Annotated in this window: 14 protein-coding genes, 1 tRNA gene and 1 pseudogene; 10 read left to right on the top strand and 6 right to left on the bottom strand. The window is 70.7% G+C overall.

The window, feature by feature from the left end:
- Positions 1-6 precede the first annotated feature (6 nt).
- Both ACQ86L_RS20160 and ACQ86L_RS20155 read left to right on the top strand, forming a co-directional pair.
- Positions 7-618 carry an iron ABC transporter ATP-binding protein gene (locus ACQ86L_RS20160; RefSeq protein ID WP_434316974.1) on the top strand — a complete coding sequence of 204 codons (612 nt, stop codon included), beginning with the start codon at positions 7-9 and terminating at the stop codon, positions 616-618.
- Between the two features lie 60 nt (positions 619-678).
- Positions 679-751: transfer RNA gene (locus ACQ86L_RS20155), tRNA-Arg, on the top strand.
- 68 nt (positions 752-819) lie between these two features.
- On the opposite strand, the gene ACQ86L_RS20150 is transcribed toward ACQ86L_RS20155, so the two are convergent.
- The gene (locus ACQ86L_RS20150; protein WP_434316973.1) at positions 820-1,710 is read right to left on the bottom strand and encodes a trypsin-like serine peptidase; all 891 of its coding nucleotides are present in this window, start codon (positions 1,708-1,710) and stop codon (positions 820-822) included.
- 121 nt (positions 1,711-1,831) lie between these two features.
- Positions 1,832-2,026 carry a hypothetical protein gene (locus ACQ86L_RS20145; RefSeq protein WP_434316972.1) on the bottom strand — a complete coding sequence of 65 codons (195 nt, stop codon included), beginning with the start codon at positions 2,024-2,026 and terminating at the stop codon, positions 1,832-1,834.
- Positions 2,027-2,103: 77 nt separating this feature from the next.
- Here ACQ86L_RS20145 and rlmC point away from each other — a divergent pair.
- A pseudogene (gene rlmC / locus ACQ86L_RS20140) lies at positions 2,104-3,227 on the top strand (23S rRNA (uracil(747)-C(5))-methyltransferase RlmC).
- A 6-nt stretch (positions 3,228-3,233) separates the two neighbouring features.
- Here the strand turns inward: rlmC and msrA are convergent.
- The 4 genes from msrA to ACQ86L_RS20120 form a co-directional block, all read right to left on the bottom strand.
- Positions 3,234-3,746: a peptide-methionine (S)-S-oxide reductase MsrA gene (gene msrA / locus ACQ86L_RS20135; RefSeq protein ID WP_434316971.1), complete on the bottom strand. Its 513-nt coding sequence runs from the start codon at positions 3,744-3,746 to the stop codon at positions 3,234-3,236.
- Positions 3,746-4,213 (bottom strand): peptide-methionine (R)-S-oxide reductase MsrB, encoded by a 468-nt coding sequence (gene msrB, locus ACQ86L_RS20130; RefSeq protein ID WP_434316970.1) that lies wholly within the window; start codon positions 4,211-4,213, stop codon positions 3,746-3,748. The genes msrA and msrB overlap by 1 nt, the downstream gene beginning before the upstream one ends.
- Before the next feature lie 103 nt (positions 4,214-4,316).
- Positions 4,317-5,132 (bottom strand): hypothetical protein, encoded by an 816-nt coding sequence (locus ACQ86L_RS20125; RefSeq protein ID WP_434316969.1) that lies wholly within the window; start codon positions 5,130-5,132, stop codon positions 4,317-4,319.
- Positions 5,133-5,337: 205 nt separating this feature from the next.
- Positions 5,338-6,546 carry a mechanosensitive ion channel family protein gene (locus tag ACQ86L_RS20120; RefSeq protein ID WP_434316968.1) on the bottom strand — a complete coding sequence of 403 codons (1,209 nt, stop codon included), beginning with the start codon at positions 6,544-6,546 and terminating at the stop codon, positions 5,338-5,340.
- A 172-nt stretch (positions 6,547-6,718) separates the two neighbouring features.
- Between ACQ86L_RS20120 and ACQ86L_RS20115 the strand changes: the two genes are divergently transcribed.
- From ACQ86L_RS20115 to ACQ86L_RS20085, 7 genes are all read left to right on the top strand, one after another.
- Positions 6,719-7,714 (top strand): SDR family oxidoreductase, encoded by a 996-nt coding sequence (locus ACQ86L_RS20115; RefSeq protein ID WP_434316967.1) that lies wholly within the window; start codon positions 6,719-6,721, stop codon positions 7,712-7,714.
- A gap of 105 nt (positions 7,715-7,819) precedes the next feature.
- On the top strand, positions 7,820-8,968 hold the full coding sequence (locus ACQ86L_RS20110) for an ROK family transcriptional regulator (protein ID WP_434316966.1): 1,149 nt from the start codon (positions 7,820-7,822) through the stop codon (positions 8,966-8,968).
- 70 nt (positions 8,969-9,038) lie between these two features.
- Entirely contained in the window at positions 9,039-9,761 is a 723-nt protein-coding gene (locus tag ACQ86L_RS20105) for an extracellular solute-binding protein (protein ID WP_434316965.1), read from the top strand.
- Entirely contained in the window at positions 9,704-10,369 is a 666-nt protein-coding gene (locus ACQ86L_RS20100; protein WP_434316964.1) for an extracellular solute-binding protein, read from the top strand. The genes ACQ86L_RS20105 and ACQ86L_RS20100 overlap by 58 nt, the downstream gene beginning before the upstream one ends.
- 4 nt (positions 10,370-10,373) lie before the next feature.
- Positions 10,374-11,357, top strand: a complete 984-nt coding sequence (locus ACQ86L_RS20095) for a carbohydrate ABC transporter permease (RefSeq protein ID WP_434316963.1) — start codon at positions 10,374-10,376, stop codon at positions 11,355-11,357.
- A complete protein-coding gene (locus ACQ86L_RS20090; protein WP_434316962.1) occupies positions 11,354-11,536 on the top strand; it encodes a hypothetical protein in 183 nt (60 codons plus the stop codon). The genes ACQ86L_RS20095 and ACQ86L_RS20090 overlap by 4 nt, the downstream gene beginning before the upstream one ends.
- Positions 11,512-12,258 carry a carbohydrate ABC transporter permease gene (locus ACQ86L_RS20085; RefSeq protein WP_434316961.1) on the top strand — a complete coding sequence of 249 codons (747 nt, stop codon included), beginning with the start codon at positions 11,512-11,514 and terminating at the stop codon, positions 12,256-12,258. The genes ACQ86L_RS20090 and ACQ86L_RS20085 overlap by 25 nt, the downstream gene beginning before the upstream one ends.
- Position 12,259 lies beyond the last annotated feature (1 nt).

Here is a 12,259-nt window from a genome sequence, read left to right as displayed (position 1 = left end):
AACCGCATGCAGCAGCACACAGCACGGACCCTCGCCGCCCTCGCGATCGCCGCCGCCGCCGTCGCGCTCGTGGGCTGCACGCCTGCCGCGAAGCCGAACGCCACCGCGTCCTCGTCGGCGCACGCGGGCGGCTCCAACGCCGACCCCGCCGCGACGCCCACACCGACGCCGACCCCGACCCTGCCGCCGACGCCGGTCACGCTGACCTGCGACCAGGTGGTCACGGCCGACCAGCTCTACGCCTACAACCCCAACTTCTCGACCGACCCCGGCTACGCCCCGGGCGACGGGACACTGGAGAAGCAGGTCGCGGACTGGAAGGGCGTCACCTGCGCCTGGAAGAACCAGACCAGCGGCGACGTGGTCCAGATCGCCGTGGCGATGCCGCCCGCGGACCGGCTCGAAGGGCTCAAGAACACCGCGATCACGGTGGCCCAGCCGGTTCCCACCTACGGGACGCCGCCGCAGGTCGAGGGCTACTTCAAGCCGGGCACGGCCGGCCAGGTGCAGATCTTCCGCGGCAAATACTGGGTGGTCGCCGAGTCGACCGCGTTCTTCGAGCCGGGCGACGCCGCTCCGCTGATGCAGAGCGTGCTGGGCAACCTGCCCGCGAGCTGAGCGCGGCCCGGCCTGGACGGGCGCCGGGCGAAAGGATGCTAGCCTGGACGGGCACTCCTGGCCCCCATAGCTCAGGGGATAGAGCGTCTGCCTCCGGAGCAGAAGGCCGTAGGTTCAAATCCTACTGGGGGCACCGAAAGCAGCAGAGAAGGCCCCTCCCGCGGGAGGGGCCTTCTGCTGTTCTCAGTGCCGGCGATGTGCTCAGGCGCCGGCGACCGCATCCCGGAGCGCGTACACCGCCTGCGGCAACGGCGTCGCGAACAGCGCCGTCCCCGCGCACGCGCCCCCACCGCCCGGCGCGCTCTCGCAGCGGGAGGTCACGGCCCACACCGAGCCGATCCCCGACGACTGCACGTCCTTCAGCCACGGGCCTCCGCTCGCGCCGTGGGTGAAGCCGCACGCGGCCCTGGCGTCGGGGGCGTAGCTGTTCACGCGTGTCGTGGAGACATCGCAGCGCTGCGCGGTCTGCCCGGTGTAGGGCGCGAGCACGGGGTAGCCCCAGATCTGCGCCTTCGCCTGAGCGTGACCCGCCCCCGCCACGACGGCGTTGCCGCCCACCCGGTTCGCGAGTTGCTGCCCTCCGCTCGCGGCGAGCCGGACGAAGGCGTAGTCGTGGTCCCACTTCTTGCTCTGCGTCCACTCGGCGGAGGCGCCCACCGCGGTGCCGGACCAGTAACCGTGCGCCGACGGCCCGTTGTTCCAGCCGGGGGCGAACAGGAAGTCCGTGTAATACGCGTTGCCCGGCCCTCCGGGGTGCACGCAGTGCCCGGCGGTGATGAGCAGGTTCTTCGTCGCGCTGTTGACGACGGTCGCGGTGCAGGAGGTGTCACCGGCCGGCGTGCGGAGGAACAGCCTCCCGACCGTGTGGTTGACGGGCGTGGTGATTCCCCAGACCAGCGCCCGCTCGCCCGCCGGAGCGGGCGATCCCGCGTCGGCCGGGAGCTCGTCGGCCGCTGCCGCACGGAGCTTCTGCTCCGACCAGTAACCGCGCGGATCGATCACCGGCTCCGTCGCTGACGCGGGCACGAGACCCCCTGCCGTCAGCCCGGCAGCCACCGCGATCGCGGCCCGTCCTCGAGTGAGCGTGCGCATCCTTTTCCCCTTCCCGCCCCTGCGTCCCTGTCGGACGCGACTGCGGAGCGGTCGTGTCCTTCGACGCTAGGGCGGGGAGGCGGCGTGCCGCGTCGGGCCGGAGAGGGTGCCGGCTCAGCCGCTACTCGGCGTCGAGGTCGGTCTCCAGGAGCACGACGAGCTCGTCCAGTGCGACCTCCGCGCCCGGGTCGTCCGACTTCAGGGTGACGACGGCCTCCGCCGCGGTGCGGGTCGCGGTGCGGAGTGCCGCGAACCGCTTCAGGCCGACCACGAGGACGGCCGCGACCAGCGTTCCGGCCGGAACAAAATGACGCAAGAGAAATCGTTGTGGTTGTTTCTGTGTTTCCGTGCGGCCATATGGGAATGGCGTCGCCACGTACAATCGTTCGCGGAATGGACTGCTCGTACTTCGACGCCGGCGTGTGCCGCTCGTGCACGCTGATGGGCGTCCCCTACGCCGAGCAGCTCGCCGGCAAGGACTGCCACTCGCGCGAGCTCCTGGCCCCGTTCGGCGACGCCGTGTGGCTGCCGCCGGTCGCGAGCGCCGAGTCCGGGTACCGCAACAAGGCGAAGATGGTCGTCTCCGGCACAGTCGACACGCCGACCATCGGCATCCTCGACGAGGCGGGACGCGGCGTCGACCTCCGCGAGTGCGGGATCTGCGCGCCGGGCGTCCGGGCTGCGCTGCCCGTGCTCGCCGATTTCGTGACCCGCGCCCGGATCGAGCCGTACAGCGTGCCCGACCGCCGCGGCGAGCTCAAGTACGTGCTGGTGACCCTCTCCCCGACGACGAGCTGATGGTGCGGTTCGTCGTCCGCTCCGAGGAGTCCGTCGGCCGCATCCGCGCGCTGCTGCCCGAGCTGCTGGCCGCGCTGCCGCACGCGCGGGTCGTGACCGTGAACCTCCAGCCGGAGCACAAGGCGGTGGTGGAGGGCGAGCGGGAGATCGTGCTGACCGCGGAGTCGTCGCTCGTGATGCGGGTGGGCGGCATCCCGCTCCGGCTGCGTCCGCAGAGCTTCTTCCAGACCAACACCGCCGTCGCGGAGGCGCTGTACGCGCAGGTCGCCGCCTGGGTGGACGAGGTGTCGCCGGCGAGCGTGTGGGACCTGTACTGCGGCGTCGGCGGTTTCGCCCTGAACGTTGCGGCGCCGGGCCGTCGCGTGGTCGGCGTGGAGACCAGCACGGAGGCCGTGCGGAGCGCCCGCGCGACGGCCTCCGCGGCCGGGTTGCCCCTCGTGGCGTTCCGGGCGGGCGACGCGACCGCGTTCGCGCTGGCGGCGAAGACCGCGCCCGAGCTGGTCATCGTGAACCCGCCGCGGCGCGGCATCGGTGCGGAGCTGTCCGGCTGGCTGGAGGGCTCCGGTGTTCCGAGCGTGGTGTATTCCAGCTGCAACCCGACGAGCCTCGCCCACGACCTGGCGCGGATGCCGTCGTACCGCATCCGCACCGGCCGCGTGCTCGACATGTTCCCGCAGACCGGCCACCAGGAAGTGGCGGTGCTGCTGGAGCGGGTCTAGCCGGGACTAGCTCGCCGCGGCCTCCCGGCGCGGGAGCTTCCAGTCCGGGCGGGCGAAGTGGCAGGTGTAGCCCCACGGGATGCGCTCCAGGTAGTCCTGGTGCTCGGGCTCGGCCTCCCAGAACGGCCCGGCCGGCTCCACCTCGGTGACGACCTTGCCCGGCCAGAGACCGGACGCGTCCACATCGGCGATGGTGTCCTCGGCGACGCGCCGCTGCTCGGCGTCCTCGTAGTAGATCGCCGACCGGTAGCTGGTGCCGACGTCGTTGCCCTGGCGGTTCTTCGTCGAGGGGTCATGGATCTGGAAGAAGAACTCCAGGAGGTCGCGGTAGCTGACCTTCTCCGGGTCGAACTCGATCTCGATCGCCTCGGCGTGGGTGCCGTGGTTGCGGTAGGTGGCGTTGGGCACGTCGCCGCCGGTGTAGCCGACGCGGGTGCTCACGACGCCGGGGCGCTTGCGGATGAGGTCCTGCATGCCCCAGAAACATCCTCCGGCCAGGATGGCCTTCTCGGTCGTCATCAGTGGTTGTCCTCGTTGTTCTCGTTCTCGAAAAGGCGGCGGTAGTCGCCGTAGCCCTGCTCGTCCAGCTCGGAGAGCGGGACGAAGCGGAGCGCGGCGGAGTTGATGCAGTAGCGGAGTCCGCCGGCCTCGGCGGGCCCGTCGTCGAACAGGTGCCCGAGGTGGCTGTCGCCGTGGGCGGAGCGCACCTCGGTGCGGACCATCCCGTAGGTGCGGTCGGTCTTCTCCACGATGTTGCCCGGCTCCACCGGAACGGTGAAGCTCGGCCACCCGGAGCGGCTGTCGTACTTGTTCACGGACGCGAAGAGCGGCTCCCCCGACACGATGTCGACGTAGAGCCCCGCCTCGTGATTGTTCCAGAACTCGTTGCGGAAGGCGGGCTCTGTCGCCGCCTCCTGGGTGACCGCGTACTGCGCGGGGGTGAGCCGCGCGACGGCGTCCTGGCTCTTGCGGTAGTCCTGTGTCACGTTTCCTCCTGTGTGCGGCGAGCGCTGGCTGCGACGCCGTCAGTAAGGAGAACAGCGGAGGGCGCCGGGTTGGTCCCGGCGTTCCTGTGAGTTCACCGAGTGGCTACACCCCCAGCACGATGCGGTCGATCGCAGCCTCCACCCTCGGCCAGTCCCCGACCACCTGGCGCGCGGTCACCCGGAGCCGGCGGTGCCCGAGCTCGGCGAGCGTGGAGTCCCTCAGCCGGTCGCGCTCGAACGCGCCTGGGTCGCTGTGGAAGGCGTACCCGTCGACCTCCAGGTACAGCTCGCCGTCGATCCGCATGTCCACGCGGCCGACGCCGCGCACGTACACCTGCTGCTCGACCCTGTGCCCGCCGCGCTCCAGCCGCTGCCGCACGAGCGACTCGACCCCGGAGTCCGAGCCCGGCCGTGCGAGCGCCGCCCGCTCGCGCGCGTCCCTCGGCGCGTCCTCCAGGATCCGGCGAAGCCCGGAGGGGCTGACGAGCCCTGCCGTGAGCGCCGTGTCGAACGCCGCGACCGCCGTCTCCTCGTCGGCGCACCGCGCCACGGACCGCATGCAGTCGGCGAGCGACACCCGCCAGAGTTCGGGATGCTCCTCGGCCGGCCGCCAATGGCAGACGAGGCCGGGCGGCGCACGGCGCGACTGCGGCGACAGCGTCACGTGCGTCCGCTGATCCGAGCCGGACCAGAGCCCGTAGCTGGCGCACGCCGAGACGCACGACAGGCGCGCGCCCGCACGGACGGCCTCCAACGCCACCCCGCCGAGGAGCGGAGACGCGTAGACGCCCCTGCGCACGCGATCCACCGCGCCGCCGCTCACGGCGCGCTTCAGGTCCTCGGGGGTCGCGCCCGCCATCCGGAGCTGGTGGGTGGTGGCCGCGCCACCGAGTTCTCTGAGCCGATTCATCCAGGTCATGGTCCGATCCTGGACGCCGGAGGGCGGCGACGGGGCCCGATCGCCGAATCTGTGGACAACCCGGCGCCGGGGGCGCCGGGTGTGAACAGGAGACACGATCTGAATCTCCTGCCGATGGGGGTTCGGAAGGAGATCGAGGGGGTGTCGCCGGGATTCCTCCTGTTGGCGGGGGCTGGGCGAGGTAGGCGGGTGGGGGGCGGGCCGGTCAGTCGGCGGGGTCGGCCTTCCGCTCGTCGGTGCGGGTGGGGTCGGGGACGATGGGGATCGCGTCGGTGAACTGGGAGGCGCGCTGCTCCTTCTCGGGGGTGCCGCCGAACAGGCGACCCTCGGCCGCCTGGGCGGTGCGGGCGCGGGAGCTCGGCACCTGCGTCTCCGGGGTCTCCACGATCTCCACGCGCTTGCGGGGCAGCGCGGCGTCGGAGTAGCGCTGCATCCAGTCGATCAGGCGCTCCCGCACGTGGCAGCGCAGGTCGAACAGGGTCGGAGCGTCCTTGCCGGTGACCAGCACCCGCACCCGCACCCAGCCCTGCGTGGCGTCGGTGACCTGGAGGACGCCGGTGCGGCCGTCCCACAGGTCCGTCGCGGCCAGGATGCGGTTCAGCTCCGCGCGCATCCCGGACGGCGACACCCGCCAGTCCAGGTCGAACTCCACCGAGCCGAGCAGCTCGCTGTGCTGGCGCGTCCAGTTCTCGAACGGCTTCGTCGTGAAGTACGTGGACGGCAGCACCAGCCGGCGGTCGTCCCAGATGTGCACCACCACGTACGTGAGCGTGAGCTCCTCGATGGTCCCCCACTGCTGCTCCACCACCACCACGTCGTCGATCCGGATGGCGTCGCTGAAGGCGAGCTGGATCCCGGCGAACAGGTTGGCCAGACTCGACTGCGCGGCGACACCGGCGACCACACCGATGATCCCCGCCGACGCCAGCAGGCTGGCCCCCGCCGCCTGCAGCACGGGGAAGGTCAGCAGGATCGCGGCCAGCCCGATCACGACGGCCGCCACGACCGTCAGCCGCCGCAGCACGAGCACCTGCGTGTGCACCCGGCGGGCGTACCGGTTGTCCGGGACGTCGACCCGGTAACGGGCGAGCCCGAGGTCCTCCGCGAAGACCACCAGCGCCGCGAGGAACCAGGTGCCGGTGGCGATCGCGAGGATCAGGAAGGTGTGCTGGATGACGCCCACCCACTCCGGCGGCACGTCCGGCGGCATGGTCAGCGTGACCGCGATCCACAGCACGATCACCGCCAGGAACAGCCGGAACGGCACCCTCGCGCGCTTCACCAGCACAGCGGGCCATTGACGATGGCGGCCGACGCCGCGCAGGATCGCCCCCACGATCGCCGTCACCACCACTGCGGCGACGATGGCGATGAGGCACGCGATCACGAGTGAGGGCCAGGTTCGCAGTGGCACGGCGGGAGGACTCCTTCCCTGGTCTGCGGGGTGGACGCCCTGCACTGTACCCGGGACGCGACGGGACCTTAACCTCGGGGGCCGTCGGAGCGTTAGTCTGGGTCGTCTGGGGGCGTGGCCGGCGACGGCCGCAATCCTGTCGGGACCGCCGGCGACGATGCGAGGAGCAGGGATGACAGCGACACGGACACTCTTCATCGGCGGCACAGGGGTCATCAGTTCCGCGTGCGTGGCCCGGGCGCTCGACCAGGGCCACGAGGTCACGGTCGTGAACCGCGGGAACAGCGACCTGCGTCCCCTCCCGGACGGCGTGGAGGTGCTGCACGCCGACATCCGCGACCCGGAGAGCGTCCACAGCGTGCTCGGCGAACGCAGCTTCGACGTCGCCGCCGAGTTCCTCGCCTTCACGCCGGAGCACATCCGCACCGACTTCGACCTGTTCGAGGGCAGGGTCGGCCAGTACGTTTTCATCTCCTCCGCGTCGGCCTACCAGACCCCGCCTGCGCGGATGCCGGTGGTTGAGTCCACGCCGCTGCGCAACCCGTTCTGGCAGTACTCCCGCGACAAGATCGCCTGCGAGGACCTCCTGGTCGAGTCGTACCGCGAGCGCGGCTTCCCCGTCACGATCGTGCGCCCGTCGCACACCTACGACCGCACCATGATCCCGACCAGCGGGCACTGGACCGACCTCGAGCGGATGCGCCGCGGGGCGCCGGTCGTGGTGCACGGCGACGGCACGAGCCGGTGGACGATCACCCACAACACGGACTTCGCGGTCGCGTTCGTCGGACTGCTCGGCCGCCCGGAGGCCGTGGGCGACTCCTTCCACATCACCTCGGACGAGGCGCCGACCTGGGACCAGATCTACTGCTACCTCGCCGAGGCGCTGGGCGTGGAGGCCGAGCTCGTGCACGTCGCGAGCGAGACCATCGCCGCCGTCATCCCCGACCTCGGTCCCGGGCTGCTCGGTGACAAGGCGCACTCGATGCACTTCGACAACGCCAAGGTGAAGGCGCTGGTGCCCGAGTACCAGGCCAGGGTCACGTTCGCGCACGGCGCGGGCGAGATCGTGGACTGGTACCTCGCCGACGCCTCCCGCCAGCGCCTCGACCCCGACCTCGACGCGGCGTTCGACCGTCTCGTGGACCACGCGCGCTCGGTCATCTGAGCCCACACGCCGCGCACTCCTCGCCGATTTTCGCTTCCCTCTTTACTATAAAGAAACTTTCCTGATACATTCTGGCCATCAGATCGTTCCGACGAGGGGATGAGAATGGCCGACCGACCTGTCCGGGGCACCCCGGGGTGGCTCCGCGAGACCAACGACCGCACGGCGCTCGCCCTGCTGCTCGAGCACGGAGTGCTGACGCGCACCAGGATCGGCGAGCTGTCCGGGCTCTCCAAGCCCACCGCCGCCCAGATGGTCTCGCGGCTGGAGACGGCCGGGCTCATCCACGTGGTCGGCGAGGTCTCCGCCGGCCGCGGACCGAACGCCGCCGGCTACGCGGTGCGCACCGACCGGATGCTCGGCGTCGCCGTCGACATCGACGCGACCTCCATCCGCTCGACCATCGTGGACGCCGCGGGAGCCGAGCACCCCATCGCGGTCACCCCGCTCGCCTCGCGGACGCCGGAGGCCGACCTCCGGCTGGCGATCGACGCCGCCTGCGATGCGGCCTCCGTCGACGCCTCCCGCGTCCGGGCCGTCTGCGTCGGCGTCCAGGGCGCCCTCGACCCGCGGACGGACGAGCTCACCTACATCGAGACGCTGCCCGGCTGGCCGAAGCGGGGCATCCGCCGCCGGCTGGAGGACGCACTCGGCATCGCGGTCCACATCGACAACGACGTGAACCTCGCCGCGGTCGCCGAGCGCACCGACGGCGTGGGCACGGAAGCCGGCGGCTTCGCGCTGCTCTGGATGGGCGACGGCCTCGGCCTCGCCGTCGACCAGGCCGGCTCGGTCCACCGCGGCGCCTCCGGCGGAGCGGGCGAGATCGGCTACCTCCCCATCCCGCGATCGGCCGCGGCCCTGGACCCGGAGGCCGCCGACCTCCAGGATCTCATCGGAGGCCCAGCCGTGGCCCGGCTCGCCGGCGCGCACGGCCTGACCGGCGATCTCGAGGGCGACGACGAAGCTCGGGACGCACTCGTGGCCGAGCTCGCCCCGCGAGTCGCCGTCGGCGTCGTCCCCGTGCTCGCGCTGCTCGACCCAGAGCTGGTCGTCCTCGGCGGCCCGACCGGGGCCGCCTTCGGCGCCCGGCTCGCCGAGCTCGTCGCGGCCGAACTGCGCGACGCCTGGGGCGAGCGCGCCATCGTCGCCACCGGCGTCGCCACCCATCCCGTCCTCCGCGGCGCACGCGAGCACCTCCTCGGCGAGGTGCGCGAGGCGCTCTTCGACGAAGTGTCGCGCATCGCCGTCTGAGATGGCGCCGGCACCTCCGCACCACACCGTCCACCCGAACATCACGAGAAGGATCAGCGAGGAACCACCCGTGAAACACCGTCAACTCATCGCCGCCGCCGCCGTCGCCACGGCCGCGGCGCTCGCCCTGGCCGGCTGCTCCGGCGGCACCAGCGGCGCGTCCTTTCAGGACAGCACGCCGTCCGACCTCTCGGGCACCGTCTCGTTCTGGCACTTCTTCTCCGACCGGGAGGCCAAGGTCATCCAGTCGGTCGTCGACGACTTCGAGAAGAAGTACCCCAAGATCACGGTCGACGTGCACTCCGGCCAGGACGACGAGAAGCTGCAGAAGGCCATCGCCACCGGCAGCAAGGTCGACGTCGGGCTCTCGTACTCGACGGACATCGTCGGCAACTTCTGCTCGAACGGCGCGTTCCGGTCGCTCAACAAGGTGATCGAGCGAGACAAGGTCGACATGAGCCAGTTCAGCGACACCGTGAAGTCGTACACCGAGTTCAAGGGCAACCGCTGCGCGATGCCGATGCTCGCCGACGTGTACGGCCTCTACTACAACAAGAAGCTCCTCCAGGCGGGCGGCTTCACCGAGCCGCCGAAGACGCTCAGCGAGCTGGAGTCAATGGCCGACAAGCTGACGACCTTCAACGCCGACGGCTCGATCAAGACGCTCGGCTTCAACCCGACGATGGGCTGGTACGAGAACTCGGCCGCCCACTACGGCCCGGCCGCCGGCGCCGAGTGGCTGAAGGCCGACGGCACCAGCGCGATCTCCTCCTCCCCGGCTGGAAGGAGCTGATCGAGTGGCAGAAGGCCTACGTCGACAAGATCGGCTGGGACAAGCTCAACGCCTTCACCTCGGGCCTCGGCCAGGAGTTCTCCGCCGACAACGCCTTCCAGACCGGCCAGGTCGCGATGAACCTGGACGGCGAGTACCGCACCGCGTTCATCGACGACCAGGCGAAGGGGCTCGACTACGGCACGGCGCCGTTCCCGACCGCGGACGACCACACCGACCTCTACGGCGGCGGGTACATCACCGGCAACATCATCGGCATCTCGAAGGGCTCCAAGCAGCCCGAGCTCGCCTGGGCGCTCCTGAAGTACCTCACCACCGACACCGACGCGGTCGTGAAGCTCGCGAACGGCCTGAAGAACGTGCCGACCACCAAGGACGCGCTCGCGTCTCCGAAGCTGGAGGTCTCGCCGCAGTTCAAGACGTTCCTCGACATCTCGTCGAACAAGAACGTCATGACCACGCCCGCCAGCCCGCTCGGGGCCGGCTACCAGAACACCTTCCAGGACTGGTGGAACAAGTACCAGAGCCAGGGCGGCGACATCGACGCCGGGCTGAAGTCGGTCGACAAGCAGATCAACGACGCCCTCGCCCTCTCGACGGGTCCGTGACCTCGTGACCGTCACGGCTCGAAGCGCGGGGCGGGCGACCGCCCGCCCCGCGCGGACCTCCCGCAGCCGGCGGCGCCGCAACCTGGTGACGCTGGCCCTGCTCGCACCCGCGCTCCTGGGGCTCGCGATCTTCTTCGTCTACCCGCTCATCGCCTCCGTCTACTACTCGTTCACCCGGTTCGACCTGGTGTCGCCCCCGCAGTGGATCGGCCTGCGCAACTACGAGTACCTGTTCACGCAGGACCCGAACGTCTGGCTCGCCACCCTGAACACGCTGTGGTTCGTGGTGATCTGGGTGCCGGTGAAGACCGGGTTCGCGCTCATCGTCGCCGGCCTGCTCGCCCGCGCGCGCCGGGCGTCCGGCCTCTGGCGGACGATCTTCTACCTGCCGGCGCTGGTGCCGCCGGTCGCGAGCGTCGTCGCGTTCGTGTTCCTCTTCAACCCGGGAACCGGCCCGGTCAACCAGGTGCTCGCCTGGTTCGGGATGAGGGGGCCGCTCTGGTTCAACGACCCGGCCTGGTCGAAGCCGTCGCTCGTGCTGCTCGGGGTGTGGGTGATGGGCGACATCATGATCATCCTGCTCGCGGCGCTGCTCGACGTGCCGCGCGAGCAGTACGAGGCGGCGTCCCTCGACGGCGCCGGCGGCCTCCAGAAGGTCCGCTACGTCACGCTGCCGAGCATCTCGCCCGTGCTGCTGTTCGCCGTCGTCACCGGCGTGATCGCCGCGATCCAGTACTTCACAGAGGCCGCGGTCGCCTCCTCGGTGGCCAGCGGCAAGGCCGTGGTCGGCGAGGGGATCGGCAACACCCTGGGGTACCCCGACGGCTCGCTGCTCACCTACACGCAGTGGCTGTACGTGCGCGGCTTCGGCACCTATCAGCTCGGCTACGCGTCCGCTCTCGCCGTGCTGCTGTTCGTCGTCGCGGCGCTCATCCTCGTCCTGCTGCTGCGCCGCTTCAAGGCGTTCACCCCGGAAGGCGCACAATGACGTCCGCAACCCTCACCCCGGAGACGGCAGCGTCTCCCGCCCCCGCGCAGCGCAGGATCCGCAGCCCGCGCTCGCTGCGCGCCCGCCGGGTGCTCGGCTGGATCGCGGAGCACGCCGTGCTCATCGTCCTCGCCGTGCTGTTCGTCTCCCCGTCGTGTTCGTGCTGCTCACCTCGCTGATGTCGAGCTCGCAGACGTTGACCGCGTCGCTCTGGCCGCAGCCGTTCGTCTGGAGCAACTACGTCACCGTGTTCACGACCGTGCCGCTGGCGCAGTGGTTCGCGAACTCGGCGATGTACGCGATCCTGGCCACGGCCTTCATGCTGATCTCGTCGGTCCCCGCCGCGTACGCGCTGGCCAAGATCCGGTTCCGCGGCTCCGGCGTGCTGTTCACCGCGATCATCGTCGCGATGCTGCTGCCGCCGCAGGTGACCGCGATCCCGATCTACGTGCTGTGGTCGCAGCTCGGCCTCACCGGGACGCTGTGGCCGCTCATCCTGCCGAACCTGCTGGGCGACGCGTTCTCGATCTTCCTGCTGCGCCAGTTCTTCCTGACGATCCCGCCGGAGTACTCGGACGCGGCGCGCATCGACGGAAACGGCGAGTTCGGGGTGCTCTGGCGGGTCGTCCTGCCGATGGCCAAGCCCGGGATCGCGGCGACCGCCATCTTCATGTTCTTCAACTCGTGGAACGACTACTACGGTCCGTTGCTGTACACGTCAGAGAACCCGGCCGCGTGGCCGGTCGCCTACGGACTGGCGTCGTTCCGCGGCGTCCACGGCACCGACTGGGGGCTCACGATGGCGATGACCATGCTCGTGACCGTGCCCGTCGTGGTCATCTTCTTCTTCGCCCAACGCGTGTTCGTGGAGGGCATCACTCTCACCGGCGTGAAGGGATAGC

Source organism: Leifsonia sp. P73, from assembly GCF_051059105.1.
Taxonomy (GTDB): Bacteria; Actinomycetota; Actinomycetes; order Actinomycetales; family Microbacteriaceae; genus Leifsonia.
Note: the sequence above shows the minus strand (reverse complement) of the source record. Positions and strands in the feature narration are given on the sequence as shown.